At 68.3% G+C, this 22794-nt stretch carries 20 protein-coding genes, 1 tRNA gene and 1 pseudogene; 11 read left to right on the top strand and 11 right to left on the bottom strand.

Annotated features, from left to right (window positions below; genetic code table 11):
- Window positions 1-6: 6 nt before the first annotated feature.
- The 6 genes from rsmA to lptF all read right to left on the bottom strand — a co-directional run bounded on the left by rsmA (window position 7) and on the right by lptF (window position 7862).
- A complete protein-coding gene (rsmA, locus tag GB880_RS07275; protein WP_154550547.1) occupies window positions 7-855 on the bottom strand; it encodes a 16S rRNA (adenine(1518)-N(6)/adenine(1519)-N(6))-dimethyltransferase RsmA in 849 nt (282 codons plus the stop codon).
- On the bottom strand, window positions 852-1823 hold the full coding sequence (gene pdxA / locus GB880_RS07280; RefSeq protein ID WP_154550545.1) for a 4-hydroxythreonine-4-phosphate dehydrogenase PdxA: 972 nt from the start codon (window positions 1821-1823) through the stop codon (window positions 852-854). The genes rsmA and pdxA overlap by 4 nt, the downstream gene beginning before the upstream one ends.
- 99 nt (window positions 1824-1922) lie before the next feature.
- Window positions 1923-3188, bottom strand: coding sequence for a peptidylprolyl isomerase (locus GB880_RS07285; protein WP_229774318.1), 1266 nt, complete (start codon window positions 3186-3188; stop codon window positions 1923-1925).
- Between the two features lie 32 nt (window positions 3189-3220).
- The gene (locus GB880_RS07290; protein WP_154492105.1) at window positions 3221-5599 is read right to left on the bottom strand and encodes an LPS-assembly protein LptD; all 2379 of its coding nucleotides are present in this window, start codon (window positions 5597-5599) and stop codon (window positions 3221-3223) included.
- Entirely contained in the window at window positions 5599-6720 is a 1122-nt protein-coding gene (gene lptG, locus GB880_RS07295; protein ID WP_154492102.1) for an LPS export ABC transporter permease LptG, read from the bottom strand. The genes GB880_RS07290 and lptG overlap by 1 nt, the downstream gene beginning before the upstream one ends.
- Window positions 6717-7862: an LPS export ABC transporter permease LptF gene (lptF, locus tag GB880_RS07300; protein WP_154492099.1), complete on the bottom strand. Its 1146-nt coding sequence runs from the start codon at window positions 7860-7862 to the stop codon at window positions 6717-6719. Before lptF ends, lptG begins: the two co-directional genes overlap by 4 nt.
- 127 nt (window positions 7863-7989) lie before the next feature.
- On the opposite strand from lptF, the gene GB880_RS07305 reads away from it, so the two are divergent.
- Both GB880_RS07305 and GB880_RS07310 read left to right on the top strand, forming a co-directional pair.
- Window positions 7990-9597, top strand: coding sequence for a leucyl aminopeptidase (locus tag GB880_RS07305; RefSeq protein ID WP_263467007.1), 1608 nt, complete (start codon window positions 7990-7992; stop codon window positions 9595-9597).
- Entirely contained in the window at window positions 9597-10046 is a 450-nt protein-coding gene (locus GB880_RS07310) for a DNA polymerase III subunit chi (RefSeq protein WP_154494249.1), read from the top strand. Before GB880_RS07305 ends, GB880_RS07310 begins: the two co-directional genes overlap by 1 nt.
- A 15-nt stretch (window positions 10047-10061) precedes the next feature.
- Here the strand turns inward: GB880_RS07310 and GB880_RS07315 are convergent, their stop codons facing one another.
- Both GB880_RS07315 and GB880_RS07320 read right to left on the bottom strand, forming a co-directional pair.
- Window positions 10062-10640, bottom strand: a complete 579-nt coding sequence (locus GB880_RS07315) for a retropepsin-like aspartic protease family protein (protein ID WP_263467008.1) — start codon at window positions 10638-10640, stop codon at window positions 10062-10064.
- Window positions 10637-11248: a MarC family protein gene (locus GB880_RS07320; RefSeq protein ID WP_154550698.1), complete on the bottom strand. Its 612-nt coding sequence runs from the start codon at window positions 11246-11248 to the stop codon at window positions 10637-10639. Before GB880_RS07320 ends, GB880_RS07315 begins: the two co-directional genes overlap by 4 nt.
- Window positions 11249-11392: 144 nt before the next feature.
- Here GB880_RS07320 and GB880_RS07325 point away from each other — a divergent pair.
- From GB880_RS07325 to GB880_RS07350, 6 genes and pseudogenes are all read left to right on the top strand, one after another.
- Window positions 11393-11587: pseudogene (locus tag GB880_RS07325) on the top strand (twin-arginine translocase TatA/TatE family subunit); the annotation flags it as partial.
- 102 nt (window positions 11588-11689) lie between these two features.
- The gene (gene tatB / locus GB880_RS07330) at window positions 11690-12139 is read left to right on the top strand and encodes a Sec-independent protein translocase protein TatB (protein WP_154494247.1); all 450 of its coding nucleotides are present in this window, start codon (window positions 11690-11692) and stop codon (window positions 12137-12139) included.
- Entirely contained in the window at window positions 12140-12985 is an 846-nt protein-coding gene (gene tatC, locus GB880_RS07335) for a twin-arginine translocase subunit TatC (RefSeq protein ID WP_263467011.1), read from the top strand. It abuts the gene before it with no gap.
- Window positions 12978-13820 (top strand): ATP-binding protein, encoded by an 843-nt coding sequence (locus GB880_RS07340; RefSeq protein WP_154494246.1) that lies wholly within the window; start codon window positions 12978-12980, stop codon window positions 13818-13820. Before tatC ends, GB880_RS07340 begins: the two co-directional genes overlap by 8 nt.
- Window positions 13821-13928: 108 nt before the next feature.
- A tRNA-Met gene (locus GB880_RS07345) sits at window positions 13929-14005 on the top strand.
- A 127-nt stretch (window positions 14006-14132) separates the two neighbouring features.
- Window positions 14133-16055 carry a hypothetical protein gene (locus GB880_RS07350; RefSeq protein WP_154494245.1) on the top strand — a complete coding sequence of 641 codons (1923 nt, stop codon included), beginning with the start codon at window positions 14133-14135 and terminating at the stop codon, window positions 16053-16055.
- On the opposite strand, the gene GB880_RS07355 is transcribed toward GB880_RS07350, so the two are convergent.
- Window positions 16052-17440: a coniferyl aldehyde dehydrogenase gene (locus GB880_RS07355; RefSeq protein ID WP_154494244.1), complete on the bottom strand. Its 1389-nt coding sequence runs from the start codon at window positions 17438-17440 to the stop codon at window positions 16052-16054. The genes GB880_RS07350 and GB880_RS07355 overlap by 4 nt on opposite strands.
- Window positions 17441-17558: 118 nt before the next feature.
- Between GB880_RS07355 and zapE the strand changes: the two genes are divergently transcribed.
- On the top strand, window positions 17559-18686 hold the full coding sequence (zapE, locus tag GB880_RS07360; RefSeq protein ID WP_263467012.1) for a cell division protein ZapE: 1128 nt from the start codon (window positions 17559-17561) through the stop codon (window positions 18684-18686).
- On the opposite strand, the gene GB880_RS07365 is transcribed toward zapE, so the two are convergent.
- Both GB880_RS07365 and accD read right to left on the bottom strand, forming a co-directional pair.
- Window positions 18683-19951 (bottom strand): bifunctional folylpolyglutamate synthase/dihydrofolate synthase, encoded by a 1269-nt coding sequence (locus tag GB880_RS07365; RefSeq protein WP_154550740.1) that lies wholly within the window; start codon window positions 19949-19951, stop codon window positions 18683-18685. The genes zapE and GB880_RS07365 overlap by 4 nt on opposite strands.
- A 17-nt stretch (window positions 19952-19968) precedes the next feature.
- A complete protein-coding gene (gene accD / locus GB880_RS07370; protein ID WP_154494529.1) occupies window positions 19969-20907 on the bottom strand; it encodes an acetyl-CoA carboxylase, carboxyltransferase subunit beta in 939 nt (312 codons plus the stop codon).
- Window positions 20908-21007: 100 nt separating this feature from the next.
- Here accD and cls point away from each other — a divergent pair, with 100 nt between their 5' ends.
- Together cls and GB880_RS07380 are read left to right on the top strand one after the other, a co-directional pair.
- Complete coding sequence (gene cls, locus GB880_RS07375) at window positions 21008-22423, top strand: cardiolipin synthase (protein ID WP_229774495.1); 1416 nt, start codon at window positions 21008-21010, stop codon at window positions 22421-22423.
- A gap of 27 nt (window positions 22424-22450) precedes the next feature.
- A complete protein-coding gene (locus GB880_RS07380) occupies window positions 22451-22792 on the top strand; it encodes a 4a-hydroxytetrahydrobiopterin dehydratase (protein WP_154494531.1) in 342 nt (113 codons plus the stop codon).
- Window positions 22793-22794: the final 2 nt, after the last annotated feature.

Genomic DNA, 22794 nt, shown 5'->3' on the forward strand with positions numbered 1-22794 from the left:
CCTGCCTTAGCGCGGCGCGGCGGCCAGGCCCCGCGCCAGCGCGCAAAACTGCTCAAGGTCCAGTTCCTCGGCCCGGGCGGTGGGCGCGATGCCGGCGGCGGTCAGGATGTCCTCGATCGCCGGGTGCAATCCCTTCAGCGCGGCGCGCAGCATCTTGCGGCGCTGATTGAACCCGGCCGCCACCACCCGGTTCAGCACCGCCGGATCGGCCGGGTAACGCGGCTGCGGCAATGCGGTCAGGTGGACGACGGCGGAATGGATCTTGGGCGCGGGCACGAAAGCCTCGGGCGGCAGCGTCATCACGATCCGCGCGTCCGAGCGCCATTGCGCCAGCACCGCCAGCCGTCCATAGGCCTTGCTGCCAGGACGGGCGGTGATCCGTTCGGCCACTTCCTTCTGGAACATCAGGGTCAGCGACTGCCAGAATGGCGGCCAGGCGGGGGGCGTCAGCCAGCGGACCAGCAGCTCGGTCCCGACGTTATAGGGCAGGTTGGCGCAGATGCGGATCGGCGGCGTCAGATGCGCCAGCGGGTCGATTTCCAGCGCGTCGCCCAGGATCACCTGCAAACGCCCCGGATAGGCGGCGGCGATTTCGGCCAGGGCGGGCAAGGCGCGTTCGTCCTTTTCGATGGCCAGCACATGACGGGCGCCTTCGGCCAGCAGGCCGCGGGTCAGCCCGCCGGGACCGGGACCAACCTCAAGCACGTCGCAAGCGGTCAGGTCGCCGGCGGCGCGGGCGATCTTGGCGGTCAGGTTCAGGTCCAGCAGGAAGTTCTGGCCCAACTGCTTCCTGGCCCGCAGGTCGTGGCGCGCGATCACCTCGCGCAGCGGCGGCAGCCCGTCCAGCGCGCTCATGCCCGCCGCCCCGCCATGTCCCAGCCCAGCCGCAGGGCGGCGATGACGCTGGCGGCGTCGGCGATGCCGCGGCCGGCGATGTCGAAGGCGGTGCCGTGATCGGGCGAGGTGCGCACGAAGGGCAGCCCAAGCGTGACATTGACCCCGCCGGCGAAATCCAGCGTCTTGATCGGGATCAGCGCCTGATCGTGATAGGCGCAGATCGCGGCGTCATAACGGGCGCGGGCGGCGGCGTGGAACAGCGTGTCGGCGGGCAGGGGACCGGCAAGCTCCATGCCCTCGGCGCGCAGTCGCGCCAGCAGCGGCGCCATCCAGCGAGTTTCCTCGTCGCCCATGACGCCGTTCTCGCCGGCATGGGGGTTCAGCCCGGCAATGGCCAGCCGCGGGCGCTTCAGTCCGAAATCGCGGCGCAGCGCGGCATCGGTGATGCGGATCGCCTGTTCCAGCAATTGCGGGGTCAGCGCCGCCGGCACCTCGGCCAGCGGGATGTGGATGGTCGCCGGCACCACCCGGCAGGGCGGCGTGACCGTGGTCGAGGCCAGCATCATCACCACCGGCATCCCGCCGGCCAGATGCGCCAGATATTCGGTATGACCGGGAAAGGCAAAACCGGCGCCCTGTTTCAGCGCCTGCTTGTTGATGGGCAGGGTGCAGATGCCTCCGGCCGCGCCGGCCTGCACCAGATCGACCGCCCGGGCGATGACCTGGACCACGGCGGCGGCATTGGCCGGATCGGGCCGACCGGGCACGGCGGGCGCGGGGAAATCATGGCGCAGCACCGCCAGAATGCCCCTTGGGGCCGGCTGGTCGGGGGCGGCGACCTCGTGCCAGGGGGTGCCTGCGGGCAGGTGGCGCGGGTCGCCCAGATAGACGAATGGCACCCCCGCTTCCAGCGCCTTGGGCGCCAGTTCGGGGCCGATGCCGGCAGGTTCGCCGCAGGTCAGGATCAGGGGGCGGGGTTCAGGCATCGGTGCGGATCCAGAGGCGGGGCAGAGGCCGTGCCGGCTCAGCGGGCGGCGGCCGGATCAAAAGGCGCGGGCATTGCTGCCGGCGCCGGATTGCTGGTTCTAGGGCCGGCGAATGACGGCATTCGCGCGCAATTCGGCCAGATAGTTCTCGGCCGCCTGATTGACCTTGCGGTTGAAGATATTGTCGCGCAGCGTGTCGCGATCGGGCAGCGCGTCGGGGTCGGGGGGCAGCTCGGTCTGGCCAGGCTCGGCGCTGGTGGCCACGGGCATTTCCCCGCCGACCTGCGCGGGCGAGCGTTTGCACAGCATCAGCAATTCGGCCGCGCCGCCATAGCTGACCACCGTGCTTTCGTTATCGTCCAGAACTGCCAGACGGATCGCCTCGCCCGTGGGGATCTGGCTTTGCGGCAAGGTCTGGCGCTGGATCTGCTCGGGCGGCAATCCGCGGGCATGGACGAACAGGTCGGCGCAGGTGTCGGCGACGGCGGCGATGCGGCGCGCCTGATCGGCGCTGGCCATGCGAAAGCGCACATAATCCAGCACCTGATCGGTCGCACCGGGCCGCAGCGTCCCGCGCGTATCGCGCAGGAAGAACAGCACCACTGCCCCTTGCACGCTCAGCGGCTGGGTGATCTGGCCCGGTTTCAGCCCCAGGATCACCGGCCGCAGCGAGGGCGGCAGATTGGCCACGGGCATCCAGGGCAGGCGCCCGCCGCCCCCGGCCGAGGGCGTGGCCGAATATCGGCGCGCTGCGGCGGCGAAATCCGCCTCTGAGCGGACGCTGCCGACCAGCGATTCTGCCAGCTGCATCGCCCGCGCCTCTTGTCCCGGCGGGGCGGGGATGATCAGTTCGGACAGGGCGACATGGGTGACGCGCGGGGCCTCGATCAGGCGCTGCATTTCCTGGTCAACCTCGGCATCCGTCACGCGGACGGTCGGCAGCACGCGTTGGCGCACCACTTCGCGCCAGACCACGCCGGCGGTGACGAAATCGCGAAATGCCTGACGCTCGACCCCTGCCTGACCCAGGGCGCGCACGAATTCCTCGACCCCCAGATTGGCGCGACCGGCGAATTCGGCCAAACCCGCATCGATCTGTTCCTCGGTGGCCGTGATGCCCAACTGCTTGGCGGCAAAGACCCGCAGACGATCCTCGATCAGCGCCTTTTCGGCGGCGGCCTGGCCGGTTTCCGGCGCGCGCAACAGCTGCATGAAACGGATGCGTTGATCCAGTTCATAGCGGGTGACGGCAGAATCGTTGACATAAACCACGGGTTGGAACGGATTGCCCTGCGCCAGCACCGGACCGATTCCGGTCGCCGCCAGCATCGCGGCCATCGCCGCCCCCATCAGAATTTGCCGCATCAGCATCCTCGCCGCATGGTTTTGCCGCGACCTTAGCGCAGGCAGGCGCGTCGCGCCACCGTTCCCGGTGCCGCCGATTGCCGGCCAAAACCGCCAAGCCGCACGCCAAGGTCGAAACTGGTTTCAGGCCGCAACTCCTGCGACGAGGTAAAGCGGCGCTGCACCGCCATGTCGATGGTCAGGCATTCGTTGCGGTATTGCAGGCCCAGCTTGGCCTTCTGCGCGCGGTCGGCGCTGAAGTCGTAGCGGGTTTCGGTGCTGGCCCACCATCCCTGCGCCACCTGCCAGCCGGCGGTGGCGGTCAGTTCGGATACATCGTTGCTGCGGTTTTCCTCGGCCTGCGAATCAAGCCAGAGATAACCGGCGGACAGTTGCAGCCCCGGCTTCAGCCAACCCATGCGCAATTCGTTGCGGCTGACCGAAAAGCTGTCGTCGAAGAGGGTGCGGTTGGCAATGGCAAGGCCATTGGTATCGGAATAATGCGCCGCCAGCAGCCAGTCCGAGCGTTTCCCGCCCAGAGGCGCGGCCCCGTCAAAGGCGCGGTCGGGTTCGGCGCGGAACACCCGGCCCGCGGTCAGGCCCAGCGACCAGCCGGCAGGGTCGATGCGCGTCCAGCCCACGCCCAGATTGGCGCGCCAGCCGGTTTCGCGAGCGTCCCAGCCCGGAAAACGGTCCAGCGCGAACAGGTTGCCTTCGTCGAATTCGATCAGGCGGCTGTCCTCGTTGGGAACGTCATCCTCGCGCAGGCCCTTGGGCGACCAGACCAGCTGTGCCACCGGCTCGATCAGATGGGTGACGCCGCCGTCATGGCGGGCCAGCGGCCAGCGCAGTTCGGCTGCCAGCGTCGGATCGGTGCGCGCCACCCAGTCCTCATAGGCGCTGTCCTGGCGGATGCGATAGATGTCGGTGTCCAGGCGCGCCTGCAGGCTGCCGACCACCCCACCGGGCAGCGTTTCGCGGCGCTGCCAGTCCAGGGCAAAGGATCCGCGCGCCATGTCGCGGCCGATGCCGTCCAGCGTCGACGAGCGGCGATGCGCGTGCAGCGACCATTCCAGGCTGGCGATGCCACCCAGCCGCGCCGGCTGCCAGCGCCGCTTCCACAGCGCGTCGGCCACGACGGATGGGGTGAATTCGTCCGGCTCATCCTCGCGCAACGATTCATAATTGCCGATGCGGGCCAGCACCATGCGGTCGCTGCGCACCCGGTCCAGGGTCAGGCCGCTCCACAGCCGGTCGGCGTCGGAAATGCCGTATTCCAGCAGATAGGCGCGGCTGCTGGCCATCTGGACCTGCATGCCCAGGTTGTAGCCGCGCGGCAGCTCGAACCGCGCTGCCCCGAACAGGTAACCGCGGGTGCCGTCGCGGTCGATGTCATCACGGCTGATCGCGCCGTTCCATTCGGTCACGCCGTTGCGGAATGCCTGACGATAGCGCAGTTCCAGCGTGCGGGTGCGGCTGGCCGCGACATAGGGGGTCAGGGTGATGTCGGCGTGATCGCCCAGCGTGATAAAATAGGGCAGCTTGACGCCGAACCCCAGGCCCGAGGTGGTGCGGAAGCGCGGTTGCAGGAAGCCGGTCATGCGCTCGACCGTCGGATCGGGCGCGGTCAGCCAGGGCAGGGCCGCGATCGGCAGGCCCAGGGCGCGGAACTGCGGCCGGTCGAAATAGAGCTGCCGGCTGCGCGCATCGTGGGTGATCGCGCGGGCGCGGATTTCCCATAGCGGCACCGGATCCTCGGCGCAGATCTGACAGCTCGAGGCGACCACATTGTCCAGGTGCGTCACCGCCCCGTCCTGGCTGCGCCGCATCTGCCGCGCCGCCATCTGCATTTCCCGCGCCAGCACCAGCCGCGCGCCTTGCAGGATGCCGTCCTGCAAGTTGGGATCAAGCTGCGCTCGGTCGGCGATGATCACGGTTTCTTCACCCGTGCCGGCGCGGGCGGGCTGGGTCAGGTGGATCGGCCCCTCGATCACCGCGCCGCCCTGACGGGTGTCATAGGTGATGCGCTGTGCGATCAGCCGGGTGCCGCGATACCAGATCACCACCCCGCCCGAGGCCACCAGCCGCCCCTGCTGATCCAGTGTGACCTGATCGGCAAGCAGCGTGGCGGGGCCGGTCTGCGGTTCGGCCTCTGCCTCCATGCCCGTGACGGGCCGCGCCGGAATGGCGATGTTGCCGGCGGCCTGGGTCATCAGCGATGTCTGCGGTGTCTCGGTCCCGTCGGCATAGCGGTTGATGCCATCGGGTTCGGTCGGGGCCAGCGCCGGCCCGCCGTTCAGTTGGGACATCGCCGCGTAATCGGGCAGGGTCTGGCCCGCGGGGCCCAAGCTTTGCGCCGTCATCGTCACCGGTGCCAGTCCCAGCCCCAGCGCCACTGCGCTCAGCGTCCATCGTGATCGTCCTGGCGTCATCAACCATCCTCCAGCCGAAGCAAGGCCCCCAGGGCAAACAGCAGCGCCACGATCGGGGGCGCCCATCCGGCCAGGGCCGGTGCGATTGCGCCATTGTCCCCCAGCACCTGCGCCAGGTTGCGCAGGAAGAACAGGCCGATGCCGCTGCCGAATCCGGCCAGCACCAGCAAGCCCATCTTGCGCCCGCGCATATGGCGCATGGTGAACACCGCGGCAATGGCCACCATGGCCGCCATCAGCAAGGGCCGTGCCATTTCCATCTGGAACCAGACTTTGTGCCGGCGGGCGGAAAAGCCTGCGCGTTCGAGCCCGCGGATGAAATCGGGCAGTTGCCAGATCGGAACCGCCTCGGGGCGGCCAAAGCTGTCGCGGATGCGCGCTGCCGTCAGGTCGGTGGGCAGCTCCAGCCGCGGTGCGGTGCGGGCCACGGCCTCGGGGTTGGGCTGGGTCAGCGGCCATTCCTTGGTGTCGGTCAGCAGCCAGGCGCCGTCGGTCAATTGCGCCTGGGCGGCGTCGATGCGGCGGGTCGGGCCGGCGTCGGGGGCAAACACCATGAAGGTGGCATCGTAAAGCGTGGTGGCATCGGGGCTGGTGCGGCCGGCGCGGATCACCACCTGGCCCTGGGTCGCGGCGCCATTGGCGTCGCGTGTGGGCAGGGCCTGGCGCAGCCAGACCGCATTCTCGCCGACGCTGACGGTCTGGCCGCCGCCACTGCCGATGCGCGCCACCGCAGCGTCATAGCGTTTCGAGGTCGCGGCAACCATCGGGTTCAGCACCGCCACCGCCAGCATTCCGGCCAGCGCCGCCGCCACCGCCGGCGCGGCCAGAACCCGGATCCCCGATCGCCCCGATGCCCGGATCGCCACCATTTCCGAACTGCGCGACAGGCTCAGGAACAGCGCAATCCCTGCCAGCACCGTAATCAGCGGCAGGATCGAATAGAAACTCGCGGTGATGTTCAGCAAGGACAGCACCGCCGCGCCGGACAGGCCGATATCCGCATCCGAAAACCGGCGGATCTGTTCGACCATGTCGATCAGGAACAGGATGGCGCCAAAGATGGCCGCAATCATCAGCAGCATGCGCAGGAAGCGGCGCGCGACATAGGCCGACAGGATCATGCCGCCCCCTCGCCACCGCTTGGCGCCCTGGCCGGGCGCAGCCGTCGGGGTCGGGCCGCCAACCACAGGACCATCGTGCAGATGCCCGCCCCCACCAGCGGCGAAACCCAGATCAGCGGCCAGCGCGTGGCATCGCGCGCGACCTGGTTTTCTGCCGCAGTGGCCAGGAACTGCACCAGGATCAGCGCCAGAACCGCCCAGATCACCTGCCGCCACACCCCGAAGCGGCTGAAATTGCCCAGAAGCAGCATGGCAAAACCCAGCAGAGCCGCCACGGGGGCCTGAAACGGCCGCGCCAGACGCTCATGCGCCTCGGCCAGGGCCTTGTCGCGGGTGGCACCCGTGGCCGACAGCAGCTCGGCATCGGGGTTCAGAAGCCGCCCGGTCGGATAGGCCCGCAGATCGCGCAGCCTCTGGCCTCGGGTGTCGATCAGGCCGCCCAGATCATAAGCCAGTTCGGCAAAGCGCGTGACCGAAAGGCTTTGGCGGCCGTCGGCGCGGCGCAGGTTCTGGATCATGCCGCGCATCATCACCAGTCGCGGCCCGGCATCGGTGCGCACGATCAGCGCCTCGGTCGCGGTATAGGTGGTCTGGTTGTCGGGATCGCGGGCGTCCTCAAGGAACAGGTCGACCAGCCGGCCATCGGCGGCGATGTCGCGCAGATACAGCGTCACCCCGGCCACCGGATACTGAAAGGCGCCGGCGCGCAGGAACTGGGCGGTAACGTTTTCGGCGATCTCGGCCTGGCGGTCGGCCAGCCGGCCGCGCGCCATCGGCACGATGGCATGCACCAGCAGCGCCACCATCACCCCCACCAGCACGCCAAAGACCAGCACCGGCCGCGCCAGCCGCCAGGGCGACATGCCCGCGCCCTGCATCGCCACCAGTTCCGATTCCGACGACAGCCGGTTGGTGCCATAGGCGCTGGCGGCAAAGGCCGCGATCGGCAGCACCACCGAAATCACCAGCGGCAGCGTCAGCGCGGTGAATTCCAGCACCACCAGCGCCGTCTGCCCGTCCGAAATCAGCTGCTCGAACAAGGAAACCGCGCGGTTGATCCAATAGACCGACACCAGCACCAGCGCAAAGAACCCGAACAGCGTCAGGTATTGCGTCAGCAGGTAGCGGTCGATGCGGGGCATGAACTTGTTCCGGACACGGTCCCTGCCTGATTAGCGGCTGGTTGGGCATTGGAAAAGCCCCGGCTCTGGTCAAGGGCCGTCGTCGGGACTAGTTTCCGCCCATTGGCTTCATTGCGAAAGGCGGATCATGACGCACCCGGTCGAAATCTCTTTCACGGCAACGGATCTTTCGGGGCTGGCCGAACGGGCCGGACGCATCGCCATCGTGGTGTCGGAAAACGGCAGGCTGCCGGCGGGCCTGCCGCGCCCCACGCGCGAGGTTCTGGCGCGGGCGCTGAAATCGCGCGCCTGGCAAGAGATCAAGCCCGGCAAGGCGTTGGAACTGGCCTTTCCTGCCGGCCTGCGGGCCGAGGCCTTGCAGCTGGTGAACCTGCCGCGCCGCGCCGATGTCGCCCAGGCGCGCGCGGCCGGCGCCAGCATCGGCGCCCGTCTGGGGGTGGCCGATACGCTGGTGCTGGCGGGCGACCATGCGCAGGCGGCCGAACTGGCGCTGGGGCTGGCGCTGCGCGCCTATGATTTTTCCGCCTACAAGACCCGGAAATCCGACGCGGACGCGGCGGCAGAGGCGCCCGATCAACCCGCCGCCGCCACCGCCCGCAGCGGTCTGGCGGAAAACGCCCGGCTGGACGATGCCGCCGCGCCGGCACCCGACATGGCCGCCGATCAGGCTGACAACCCCGTGTCGGGCGCTCCGCGCGGGCGGGTAACGGTGATGCACAAGGATCCCGAGGCGCTGGCCCGCGCCGCCACTCTGGGGGCCGCCGTGGCCGAGGGCGTGTTCTTTACCCGCGATCTGGTCAACGAACCGGCCAATGTGCTGACCACCACCGATTTCGCCGATCGGCTGCTGGCGATGCGCGAACTGGGCCTGGAGGTCGAGGTGCTGGACGAGGACGCGCTGTCCGGGCTGGGGATGCGCGCGCTGCTGGGGGTCGGGCAGGGCTCGGAAAGCCCCTCGAAGGTGGTGGTGATGCGCTGGAACGGTGCCGGCGACCAGGCACCGCTGGCCCTGGTCGGCAAGGGCGTGGTCTTTGACACCGGCGGCATCTCGATCAAGCCCGCCGCCGGGATGGAGGAGATGACGATGGACATGGGCGGCGCCGCCGTGGTTGCCGGGGTGATGCGCGTGCTGGCGCTGCGCCGGGCGCGGGCCAATGTCGTGGGGCTGGTGGGTCTGGTCGAGAACATGCCCGACGGCCGCGCCCAGCGTCCCGGCGACATCGTGCGCTCGATGAAGGGCGACACGATCGAGGTCATCAACACCGATGCCGAAGGCCGCCTGGTTCTGGCCGATGTGCTGTGGTATGCGCAGGAGCGTTTCCAGCCGGCGGCGGTCATCGACCTGGCGACACTGACCGGGGCCGTCATCATAGCCCTGGGCCACGAACATGCCGGCGTGTTTTCCAATGATGAGGAACTGGCCACGCAGCTGCTGGCCGCCGCCAGGGCCGAAGGCGAGGGCGCATGGCGCCTGCCGCTGGCCCCGGCCTATGACAAGCTGATCGATTCGCGTCTGGCCGATGTCAAGAACACCGGCGGCCGGCCGGCGGGGGCAATCACCGCGGCGCAGTTCCTGCAGCGCTTCGTGCGCAAGGACACGCCCTGGCTGCATCTGGACATCGCCGGGGTGACGTTGCCGCCGGGCGAAACCGCCCTTGCCCCCAAGGGGGCCAGCGGCTGGGGGGTGATGACGCTGAACCGGCTGATCCGCGACCGGTTCGAGACCCGGGGCTGATGGGCGCGGCGCTGTTCTATCACCTGACCCGCTCGGGTCCGGGGCAGCTCTTGCCGATGCTGATCGGCAAGAGCTTGCAGGCCGGCTGGCCGGTCGAGCTGCGCGGCCGCGACCCCGCCCGCCAGCAGGCCCTGGACGAGGCGCTGTGGCTGGCCGAAGGTTTCCTGCCGCACGGCGTGGCGGGGGGGGATGATGACGCCCGCCAGCCGGTGCTGCTGACCCTGCAGGGCCAGCCGGCTGCCAATGCCCCGCGCTGCCTGATCGCCGTTGACGGCGCCCAGGTCGAGGCGGCCGAGGTGGCGGCGCTGGATCGGGTCTGTATCGTTTTTGATGGCAATGATCCGCAGGCGCTGGAGCAGGCCCGCGCGCAATGGCGGGATCTGCGCGCGCAGGGCGCGGCCGCCGAATACTGGTCCGAGGCCGACGGCCGATGGCAGCGCAAGCAGTAGCGGCCGCCGCCCGGCCTAGCGTTCCAGGATCATGCGCCGGCCCTCGATGCTGACGCGGGCGAAGCGCGACAGATAGGACATGCCCAGCAAGGATTGTTCCAGATCGCCGCGCAGCACCACCGCCGGCACCCGGCTGTCGCTGATCTGCCCCAGCTCGACACGCTCAAGCACCACCGGGGCGGTTTCGACCAGGCCGTTGGCCGTGCGCGCCTGGCCGGTATAGCTCAGCCGGTCGGGATCAAGCCCGGCGCGGCGCGCATCGGTCTGGCTCAGCGCGATGCTGCTGGCGCCGGTATCGACGACGAAACGGATGTCGGCGCCGTTGACAGTGGCCGACAGGTGGAAGTGCCCGTCCGACCCCATGGGCAGTTCGATGCGGTCGCCGGGCAGGAACCGCGGCTGGGGCCGGATCGCGTCCCAGATGTCGTGGCGCAGCCCGGCCAGCGCCATCAGCCCCAGAAAGATCATCGCCCAAGCCGCCGCCTGGCGCAGGGCCTGGCCGGGGCGGCCGCGGAATTCGACCAGCACGAACCCCGCAACCGCCACCAGCAGCAGGCCCAGATAGGCCAGCCGCGCCAGATCGTCGCCGATCACAGCAACCCCGAGCCGTCCAGCCCGTCGATGACGAACTGGATCGACAGCGCCGCCAGCAGCATGCCGAACAGCCGGGTGACAACCATGGTGCCGGTCTTGCCCAGCAGCTGCGCCAGCGGCCCGGCGATCGCGAACAGCGCCGCACAGATGCCCAGCACCACCAACATCACAAGATGGATCATCAGCGTGTGGGCGGGTGATTCGTTCTGGCCGACAAGCAGGATCATCGTCGCCAGCGCCCCCGGGCCCGCCAGCAGCGGCGTGGCCAGCGGAAACACCGACGGATCGTGGTCGTCGTCGCGGGCCTGGCCCTCGCGCCGCTCGGTGCGGCGCTCGAACAGCATGTCCAGCGCCGTCAGGAACAGCAGGATGCCGCCGGCGATGCGAAAGGCGGGCAGCGAGATGCCGATGCCCTTCAGGATCGATTCGCCCGCCAGGCCGAACAGGGTCAGCAACACCGCGGCAATGGCCAGCGCCCGCCAGCCGATGCGGCGACGATGCGCCGGCTCCATCTCGCGCGTCAGGGCGATGAACAGCGGCGCCAGGCCGATGGGATCGATGACGACGAAAAGCGTGACAAAGGCGCTGATGATCTGTGTGCTGTCCATGGCGGCGAATATTGCCCGGATCGCGCGCCAAGGAAAGACATGCTCGCAACCGCGTGAGGCGTGGCTTTCGGCTTTGCAATGGCGGCGCCAAAGACCTAGATATGGCGCATCAACGCCGGCCGGTCCGGCAAGGGAGTGAACGAAATGCTGAACAATATCGGCCTTCCAGGCCTGCTGCTCATCGCGGTGGTGGTGCTGGTCCTTTTCGGGCGCGGCAAGGTGTCGTCGCTGATGGGCGAGGTGGGCAAGGGCATCACCGCCTTCAAGAAGGGGGTGAAGGATGGCGCCGAGGAATACGACCGTGCCGCTGACGAGGCCAGAAAGCCGATCGCCCAGGATCCCGTCGATGACGCCGCCCGCGCCCGCAGCGAAGCCGATGCCCGCCTGCGCGACGTGACCCCGCGCGACGCCGACCGCCCCTGATCGCGGCAGGACCGGCCCATGCTGGATATCGGTTGGAGCGAGCTGCTGCTGATCGGCGTGGTGGCGCTGATCGTGATCGGCCCCAGGGATCTGCCGCATCTCTTTCATTCGCTGGGTCGGATCACAGCCCGCGCCCGCGCCATGGCGCGCGAATTTTCCACCGCCATGGAGGATGCGGCCAAGACTGCCGGCCTGGATGAGGCCGGTAATGCCCTGCGCGACGTCAAGTCGCTGACATCGAAGAAATCGCTGGGGCTCGATGCGCTGGAGCGCGCCGCGGACCGTTTCGAGAAATGGGAACCCGGTCTGCCGGCGCGGCACGAACGCGCGCAGCCCGATCCTGCGGCTCCGGTATCGGGGGCGTCGCCCGATGCGCGGCCTGCGACGCCTGCCCAGACCGAGACGGCAGCCTCTCCCGGTCGACGCCGGCTGCATGCCGTGCGCCGTTCAGACATGAAAGACAGCTGAGTGTCCGCCAAACCTGCCAAGCGCCCCGAAGACGATATCGATGACACCTCTGCGCCGCTGATCGAGCATCTGGCGGAACTGCGCACGCGCCTGATCTGGTCTGCGCTTGCCTTTGTCATCGCCATGGTGCTGGCCTATCTGGTGTGGAATCCGATCTACAATTTCCTGACGCGACCGATCTGTCACGCGCTGGAGATGCGCGGCCAGGAATGCGGCCTGATCCTGCTGAAGCTGCAGGAGGGCTTTTTCGTCGCGATCCAGATTTCCTTCCTGGGCGGTTTCATCCTGGCGTTTCCCGTGATTGCCTATCAGCTGTGGCGCTTCGTGGCCCCGGGGCTTTACCGCAGTGAAAAGGCTGCCTTTTTGCCGTTCCTGATCGCCTCTCCGGTGATGTTCCTGATCGGTGCGGCCTTTGCCTATTACGTCATCCTGCCGATGGCCTATGACTTTTTCCTGAGCTTTCAGCAGGGGCCGATGGCCTTGCCCGATGATCCGGCGGCGGCGGCCGCGCCGGAATCGCCGCTGGCGGGAATCGTGTTCCAGGGCTCGGTCAGCGAATATCTGGCGCTGACGACGAAATTCATCCTGGCCTTCGGCATTTCCTTTCAGCTGCCTGTCGCGCTGACGCTGATGGGCAAGGCCGGGCTGGTATCCTCGGAAGGGCTGGCAAGCGTGCGCCGTTACGCCATCGTCGTGATCCTGGTGCTGGCCGCCGTGGTCACGCCGCCCGATGTCATCAGCCAGGTGGTCCTGTTCACGGTGATCTACGGGCTTTACGAGGTGTCGATCCAGTTGGTGCGTCGCATCGAACGCCGTCGCGCCCTGGAGGAGCAAGCCAATGTCTGATGCCGCCTTGCTGCGCATTGCCGAGGCACTCGAACGGCTGTCGCCGCCGCCTGCGCCCCAGCCCAGCTTTGCCGAGGCCAGCGCCTATGTCTGGCAGCCCGATCCTGACCGCTTGCTGCCCGTCCCCACCGTCAGCCGCGTCGATCTGGTGCAACTGATCGGCATCGACCGCGCGCGCGATATCCTTCTGGCCAACACCTTGCAATTCGCGCGCGGCCATGCGGCCAACAATGCGCTGCTATGGGGCGCCCGCGGCATGGGCAAATCGTCGCTGGTCAAGGCCGTTCATGCCGAAGCGCTGCGTCAGGGCCTGCCGCTGGTCCTGGTCGAAATCGCGCGAGAGGATCTGGGCTCGGTCGGGCGGCTGTTGGCGATTCTGGGCCAAGCCAGCGACCGCCGCTTCGTGCTGTTTTCGGACGACCTGTCCTTCAGCCATGACGATACGCAATACAAGTCGCTCAAGGCGGTGCTGGATGGCGGGCTATCGGGGCGGCCCGCGAACGTGATCCTGTATGCGACCTCGAACCGCCGGCATCTGATGCCGCGCGACATGATCGACAACGAACGTTCGACCGCGATTCACCCGGGCGAAGCGGTCGAGGAAAAGGTGTCGCTGTCGGATCGATTCGGTCTGTGGCTGGGCTTTCATCCCTGTTCGCAGGATGAATACCTGGCCATGGTGCGGGGCTATTGCGACGCCTATGGCCTGACCATCGCCCCGGATCAGTTGCGGGCCGAGGCGATCGAATGGCAGGCGACGCGCGGCGCGCGTTCGGGTCGCGTTGCCTGGCAATTCTTTACCGATCTGGCCGGACGGCACGGGATTTCCGTGTGAGTTTTCCGATATTTGCCCGGGCTGGAAGCGCCCGCGCAAAAACTTTGCCGAAAGCGCTTTCTGGCCCTTGACGGCCCCGGCCCGGCGCCGTAAATCCCACCCACCCGTGGCGGAGTAGCTCAGCTGGTTAGAGCAGAGGAATCATAATCCTTGTGTCGGGGGTTCAAATCCCTCCTCCGCTACCATTTTCCCGAAAACAATTCTGGCAACACGGTCAGCGCATCCGGACATGGCGCGATGGCCCGAGCTTGTGCATAGTGGGGGTGCGGTCCCATCCGCAGACATGCCGTCCAGTCCGCGAAGCCAGATGCCATGAACGACAGTGCCCGGAACCCTGATCCGCGACGGCCTCCGGGTCTGCCGTTTCTGGGGCGGGGGCAGGCGCTGCGGCTGGGGCAAGCGGCGCTGATGGCGGGACCGGGCTATGTGATCACGGTCGAAAGCGGTGTCCTGACGCTGAGGTTGCCGGACCTCGACTCGGACGATCCACTGTTTGCCGATCCGCCCCGCTGGGGCGTTTTGCATCGTCTGGACGGGGGGGCGGCCTTGCGGGACGCCGGCATCATCTCGCTGCGGGTGACGGCGGTGGATCAGGCGCGTGTCGTGACTGAATTGCCGCCGACGGCCCGGCTGGCCGGGATCACCGATGAATTGTCGCCCCGCGCCAAGGTCGAGCTGATCCTGCCCGTGCCCGGTCCGGCCGAGCCCAATCTGGTGATCGGCAGCGGCCCTGCCTTGCCCATCCGCGGGGCTGATGGCGGGGCCTTGCCCACGGGCGCGCTGCGGGCGGGGCAATCCTATCTTCTGCGGCGCCGCAGCGGACAAGGCGGGCATTGGCGGGTGATCGCCGGAACCCTTGGCCCTGACGAAACCGAGCCCGCAGAACCTGGCGGCAAGACCTGGGCGCTGACGCAGGGTTCGCCCTCGGGTGTATTACCGCGGCCGGGGACGGGGTTGTTGACCAGCCAGATCGGCGGGGGCTTGCAGTTCTGGACCCGCGGCGCGGCGCCCTCGGACCTGCAGGAACGCGCCGATGTGAAGCTGGACGGGCAGGGCAACTGGTGGCGGCGTCGCCTTGACAGCCGGCAACTTTCGCAACTGGTCGATCTGGCGCGCAAGGATGGCGGGGGCAGCGGACGCCAGCCTTTCGCCGGCGCCGGTCATCTGCGCCGGGGCCCCCTGCGCTGGCGCGACCCCGAGGTGAACGAGCTGATCCTGTCCTGTGGCCTGCCGGGATGTCCCCCGCCGCTGACCGCCTATCCGCAGGCGGTGCCGCTGGGCGGCGACTGGCTGGGGGCGCATCGTGTGCTCCAGCCTGACCGGCATGTCCCCCTGCCCACCCCCTGGGAGGGTCAGGATGGCAATGTCATCCATCCGACGGTCCTGGAATTCTATCACGGCTTTCGCGGCTATCGCTATATCCTGGGCATCACCGGCTACCCCGATCGGCGCGAACGCCATGAAAACCCGCTGCTTTACGGGTCGAACGATCTGGCGCAGTTCACCTTGCTGTCGGGGATGCCGCAGCCTCTGGCCCAGGTCGGTGCCTTGCCCGAGCCGCAGAACGGCCACAATTCGGACATTTTCCTGTCGCATGATCCGCGCAGCGCCACGCTGATCGCGGCCTGGCGTCAGACCATTCGCCTGGACGGCAGCGATTCGGCACCGTCGCGGGTGCAGAACAGCCTGTGGTTCCGCCAAAGCCGCGACGGCTATGACTGGTCGCCGCCCTGCCGGATGATCGAGGCGAGCGCCGATCACGACAGCCTGATGTCGCCGTCGCTGACCTTTGATCCGGTGCGGTGCGAATGGCATCTGTGGTCGGTCTGCAAGCCCGACTTCCGGCATCGGGTGGCGCCGCGCCTGACCGGGCCGTGGTCCGCGCCCGACCGCATCCCGCGGCCGGCGGGCTTCATTCCGCATCATCTCGAGGTGCGCTATGCCGGAGACCAGTTGCTGGGGCTGATCCATTCGATGCAGCGCACCAACCTGTTCTGGTGCCGCATCGACAGCCCGACGCAGTGGCGGTTCAGCCCCCAGCCCGTGATCGACGATCCCCGCCACGGCTGCTACAAGGCCAGCTTTCTGCCGGTGATCGCCGATGACAGCCTGGCCTTCGACCTGATCTGGACCACCGGCGCCGGGGCGGTGCCGGATGTCGCGGCGGGCACGCCCGGGCCGCATTACCGCATGTTCGTGGCCCGCAGCACCGCCTGCCCGCGCCCGGGCGGCTAACGGCCCAGCCGCTGCATGGCGCGGATCAGCAGGTGAAAGCGCGTGCCATATGGCGGCGCCATCAGCCCGGCCGCGTTCCAGCGCCCCTGCCGCAGCACCGGCATCAGATGCGACATGCGATCGAACCCCGCCTTGCCGTGACAGGCCCCCATGCCGCTGGCGCCGACGCCACCAAAGGGCAGGTCGTTCTGCGCCACATGCAGCAGCGTGTCATTCACGGTGACGCCGCCGGCCAGCACGGTCGTGGTCAGGGCGGTCACCGTCTCGGGGTTGTCGGTAAAGGGATAGAAGGCAAGCGGTCGCGGCCGCGACAGGATATGGTCCACCGCCTCGCGCAGCCGGTCATAGGGCCAGAGCGGCAGGATCGGGCCAAAGATCTCCTCGCGCGCCAGCGGACCCTGCGGCTCGGTCACGATGACCGGCGGCATCAGCCGGGTCGAGGGGTCGGGGCCACAGTCGGCCAGGGGATGCATCCGGGCGCCGGCGGCCTCGGCTTCGGCCAGCCAGGCCGTCAGCCGGGCGAATTGCGCCATGTTGATGATCCGGCAATAGTCTGGATTGGTGGCCAGACGCGGATAGTGCTGCGCCACCCAGTCGCGGGCCAGGTCGATGAACGGCCCGACACTGCCCCGCGGCAGCAACACGTGATCGGGGGCGATGCAGGTCTGCCCGGCGTTCAACAGCTTGCCGGTCATGATCCGGTCCACCGCGCGCGCCAGATCGGCGTCGGGGGCGATCAGCGCCGGCGACTTGCCGCCCAGTTCCAGCGTGACCGGCGTCAGGTTCTCGGCCGCCGCCTGCATCACCTTGCGCCCGACCGCAGTCGAGCCGGTAAAGAACAGGTGGTCAAAGGGCAGGGCGCAGAACGCGGCCGCCACATCCGGCCCGCCGGTGACGACATGCAGCTCTTGCGGGTCGAAGTGCTGCGCCACCGCCTGGGCCAGCGCCTGGGCAAAGGCCGGCGCCTGTTCCGACGGCTTGATCATGGCGCGATTGCCCGCCGCCAGCGCATCGACCAGCGGTGCCACCGCCAGGAACAGCGGATAGTTCCAGGGCACGACAATGCCAACCAGCCCCAGCGGCCGCGGTTGCAGATGGGCGCGCGCCGGCCAGAACCACAGCCCGCTGCGAGCCGGTCGCCGCCGCATCCAGCCCCGGCCGTGGCGCAGGGCGTGGCCGATGGCGGCCAGCGCCGGATAAATCTCGGCCAGGTCGGTTTCGGCGCGCGGGCGCTGGCCGAAATCCTGGTCGATGGCGCGGGCAAATTCGCCGCGATGTTGGTGCAGCATCCGGCGCAGCCGCCGCAGCCGGTCGGCGCGCACCGACCACAGCGGCATCGGATCGGCGCGGCTGGCGGCAAGAAGGGATTCGAACTGGTCCTGCATCGATGGCTCGGCTTCGGGTCGGGGTCATGGTGGGCCAGCCTTTGCCGGGACGCAAGCCCGCCACCCGTCGCGACCATTGCCCCTTGCGGGGGCGGGCAAAGTTTGGCAGGGGGCGGGAATGGCAACGGTGTCGCAGCTGTATCAGGCCCGGGTGGCTGCGGGCGATCTGGAACCCGATGCGGCGCAAAAGGCGGTGCTGCCGGCTCTGGACCGGATCGCGCAGGATCTGGCGCATGCGCCGGCCCCGGCCGTGACCGCGGGCGGGCGCGGCAACGGCTGGCTGGCGCGGCTGATCGGGCAGGCGGCCCCGGCGGCGCAGGCCGGGCCAACGGTGCGCGGGCTCTATCTGTGGGGCGGGGTCGGGCGCGGCAAGTCGATGCTGATGGACCTGCTGATGCAGGCCGCGCCGATCGACGCCAAGCGCCGGGTGCATTTCCACGAATTCATGCAGGAAATCCAGGCCGCGCTGAACGAGGTGCGCAAGTCCGGACAACAGGACGCGGTGCGTCCCGTGGCGCTGGAGGTGGCGCGCCAGGCGCGGCTGTTGTGTTTCGATGAAATGCAGATCACCGACATCGCCGATGCGATGATCGTGGGCCGGCTGTTCCAGGTTCTGTTCGAGCAGGGGGTGACGGTGGTCACCACCTCGAACCGCGTGCCCGAGGATCTTTACAAGAACGGGTTGAACCGCGACCTGTTCCTGCCCTTCATCGCGCTGATCCGCGAGCGGCTGGATGTGGTCGAGCTGGACGGTCCGACCGATCACCGCCAGAACCGGGACGAGGGCGGGCCGGTCTGGTTCGTGCCCGCCGATGCCGAGGCGCGGGCGCGTATGGATGCGCTGTGGCAGGCTGCGACCGCAGGCGGCTCCGAGACGCCGCTGCGGCTTGAAGTCAAGGGGCGCCAGGTCGAGATCGCGCGCCATGCCGGGCGCGCCGCGCGCGCAAGCTTCTGGGATCTGTGCGGCAAGCCCCTGGGTCCGGCCGATTATCTGGCGCTGGCACAGGCGCTGGACGTGCTGTTCATCGATGCGATCCCGCGGCTGAGCCAGTCGAATTACAACGAGGCCAAGCGCTTCGTGACCCTGATCGACGCGCTTTACGAGGCGCGGGTGCGGCTGGTGGCCAGCGCCGCAGACGAACCCGAACGGCTTTACGCCGAGGGCGAGGGCGCCTTTGAATTCGAGCGCACCGCGAGCCGCCTGCACGAGATGCGCGACGCCGACTGGGGCCGCCGCGACGCCTAGCCGTTCTGGCGCAGCACCTGACCCGCCAGATAGAGCGAGCCGCAGATCAGGATGCGCGCGCCCGGATGATCCTGGGCGATGCCGCGCACGGCGCTCAGCGTGTCGCTGGCGATGGTGGTGGCCATGCCAGCCTGGGCCGCGGCGGCCGCCGTATCCTCGGCCGGCAGGGTGTTCGGCTCGCCCGGGATGGCGACGGCGGTCAGGCTGGCCGCCTGTGACGCCAGCGGGCGCATGTAGCCCAGCACATCCTTGGTGTTGAGCATCCCGCACACCAGATGCGTGGGCTTGCGCGGCATCTGGGCCAGGGTCTGGGCCACGGCCTCGCCCCCGGCGGGGTTGTGGCCGCCGTCCAGCCACAATTCGCAGGCGCCGGCCGCATCGACCAGCGGGCCGTGTTGCAGGCGCTGCATCCGCGCGGGCCATTCGGCCTCGGCCAGCGCCGCGCGCGCCTCGATCCGGCCAAAGCCCAGCTGGCGCAGCGCGGCGATGGCGGTGCCGGCGTTCACGATCTGATGCGGACCGGGCAGGATCGGCAAGGGCAGGTCCATCAGCCCGTGATCGTCCTGATAGATCAGGCTGTCGCCTTCGCGGCGGCTGTCCCAATCCTGCCGGCCGATGAACAGCGGCACGGACAGCCGTTCGGCCTTGTGTTCGATCACCTCGCGGGCGATGGCGTCCTGGGGGGCGACCACGCAGGGCACGCGGCGTTTCAGGATGCCGGCCTTTTCCGCCGCGATCTGCGCCAGCGTGTCGCCCAGATACTGGGTGTGGTCGATGCTGACCGGGGTGATGACCGTCAGCGCCGGCTGATCGACCACATTGGTGGCATCCAGCCGCCCGCCCAGCCCGACCTCGAGCAGGGTATAATCGGCCGGCACCCGCGAGAATGCCAGGAATGCGGCGGCGGTGGTGATCTCAAAGAAGGTGATCGGCGCGCCTGCGTTCGCAACCTCGCATTCCTCGAGCGTTGCCGCAAGATCGGATTCGGAAATCAGCGTGCCGGCCAGGCGGATGCGTTCATGAAAATGCGCCAGATGCGGCGAGGTATAGGCATGGACGCGCTTGCCTGCCGATTCTAGCCCGGCGCGGATCATCGCCTGGGTCGAACCCTTGCCATTGGTTCCGGCGATATGGATGACCGGCGGAATGGCCTTTTGCGGATCGCCAAGCGCCGCCAGCAAGCGGTGCATCCGGTCCAGTGACAGGTCGATCACCTTGGGATGCAGCTGCATCAGCCGCGCCAGGATGGCATCGGAATCGGTCATGCGGCGCGGCCCCGGGCTCAGGCCTGGCCGTCGGCGACAGTGGCCGGGGCGCTGGCCGCGCCAGAGACGATGTTGCCCGGCGCGGGCAGATCGCCGGCCACCGGCGCCGGCAGGCGGCCCAGCATCCGCAGGATCGACACCAGTTCCTCGCGCAGTTTCTTGCGGTGGGTGACGCGATCCAGCATGCCGTGTTCCAGCAGGTATTCGGCGCGCTGGAAACCCTCGGGCAGCTTTTCGCGGATGGTCTGTTCGATCACCCGCGGCCCGGCGAAACAGATCAGCGCGTTCGGCTCGGCGATCTGGACATCGCCCAGCATCGCATAGGAGGCGGTGACGCCGCCGGTGGTCGGATGGGTCAGCACCACGACATAGGGCAGGCCGGCTTCCTTCAGCATCTGCACGGCGACGGTGGTGCGCGGCATCTGCATCAGCGACAGGATGCCTTCCTGCATCCGGGCGCCGCCCGCGGCCGAAAACAGCACCAGCGGCCGCTTCAGCTTGACCGCGCGTTCGGCCGCTGCGACGATCGCATTGCCGACATACATGCCCATGGACCCGCCCATGAAACTGAAATCCTGGGCGGCGGCCACGATGGGGGTGCGCCCGATCTCGCCCTCGGCGACCAGCATGGCCTCTTTCTCGCCGGTGGATTTCTGGGCGGCCTTCAGCCGTTCGGGATATTTCTTCTGATCGCGGAACTGCAACGGGTCTGCGACAGGTTCGGGCACCTTCACCTCATTGAAGATGCCGCCATCGAACAGCGCCGCGAACCGCGCGCGCGGCGATATCGCCAGATGGTGGTCGCAATTGCTGCAGACATTCAGATTTTCGGCCAGTTCGCGATGAAACAGCATGGTCCCGCATTCGGGGCATTTCGTCCACAGGTTCTCGGGCACTTCGCGGCGCGAGAAAAGTGAGTTGATGCGCGGACGGACATAATTGGTGATCCAGTTCATCGACGGGCCCTTCGCTGCGTTCAGGGGCTCAGATAGGCAATAGCGGGCGCAATTGCAATTCCGCACGGCCCGGGCTTTGATGGCGGGCATGTGGACGCAGTTGATCGTTTTTCTGCATTATTCGGTCGCGCTGGCGGTCTCGATCCGGGTGCTTTTGCGCCCCCGGCTGGAACCGGCCGTGCGGCTGAGCTGGATTCTGGTCATCGAACTGGTGCCGCTGATCGGAATCCTGGCCTATTTCCTGTTTGGCGAAATCCGCATGCGCGGCGCCGAGGTCGAAACCATGGCCAATGTGCGGTCAAGGCTTTCTGGTCTGTGGCGCCCCAGCCCCGAGGCCGTGCGCCGCGCGCCAGAGTTCGCCGCACCGATCATCGCCGCCAACCGCGCCACCACCGGCTTTGGCGCCGTCGCCGGCAATCTGACGGAACTCCTGCCCGAGGATGACAGCGCCATCGATCACCTGGTGGCGGCCATGGATGCTGCGGGCGATCACATCCATATCCTGTTCTATATCTGGCTGGACGACGCCTCGGGGCGCAAGGTGGCAGATGCGGCAGCCCGCGCCGCTGCCCGCGGCGTCAAGGTGCGCGTGGTCATCGATGCCTTCGGCTCGCGCGCGTTTGCCCGGTCTGACAGCTGGCGGATGATGCAGCAGGCGGGCTGCGAATGCATCCAGGCGCTGCCGCTGTCGCTGCCGATCATCGGCGGGCTGTTTCACCGCATGGACCTGCGCAACCACCGCAAGATCGTCGTGATCGACGATGCCATCGGCTTTACCGGCAGTCGCAACTGTTCGGACATGGCCTTTGCGATCAAGCCGCGTTTTGCGCCCTGGGTGGATATCCTGCTGCGCATCGAGGGGCCGATCGTGCGCCAGATGCAGGCGGTGTTCCTGCAGGACTGGATGAGCTACACCGGCGAGGATCTGGGCGAGACGCTGCGCATGGTGCGCCCGGTCGCCGCGCCGGGCGAGATCGCGCAGGTGGTGGCCACCGGCCCCGACCACCGCCAGGGGTCGCTGTCCGATTGCATGGCGACGATGATTCACGCCGCGCGCGAACGGCTGGTCATCACCACCCCCTATTACGTTCCCGACAGTTCGCTGGACAGCGCCATCCGCACCGCCGCCCGCCGCGGCCTGGACGTGACCATGATCCTGCCCGAGCGCAACGATTCGCTGGTGGTGCAGGCCACATCCGAAGGGTTCTATTACGGGCTGGTCTCGGCCGGGGTAAAGCTGATGCTGTTCCAGGGCGGGCTGCTGCACTCCAAGATCATCACCGCCGACGGGCGGATGGCGATGCTGGGCAGTGCCAACATGGACCGCCGCAGCTTCGAGTTGAACTACGAAATGAACATGTTCCTGGTCAGCGAGGAATTGACCGAAGCGCTGGATCAGCGCCAGCAGACCTATATCCGCCGCGCCCGCCCCGTCGAACTGGCCGAGATCCGCGGCTGGTCGCTGTGGCGGCGGCTGCGCAACAATCTGCTGGCGCTGGCGGCGCCGATCCTGTGAGGATGCATCGACCAAAGGGGGGATGGCATGACATTGGCACAAGGCGACATCGTGCAGGGCGCGCCGGCACTGACGCTGGAACAGGTCGCGGCGGCGCTGGCCGATCTGCCGCAGTGGCAGCTGGACCCGGACGGGCCGGCGATCGCGCGCGAATGGCGGCTGCGCAATTTCGCCCAGGCCGTGCAACTGGCCAATCTGGTGGCCTGGGTGGCCGAAACCGGCAACCACCATCCCGACATCGGCCTGGGCTGGGGGTATCTGCGCGTCAGCCTCAGCACCCATTCGGCGCAGGGCGTGACCCTGAACGACCTGGTCATGGCCGCGCGGATCGAGGCGGCGATTGCCGCAGGGCAGGGGGCGGCGACCTGAGA

The organism is Paracoccus sp. SMMA_5_TC (assembly GCF_009696685.2).
Lineage (GTDB): Bacteria > Pseudomonadota > Alphaproteobacteria > Rhodobacterales > Rhodobacteraceae > Paracoccus.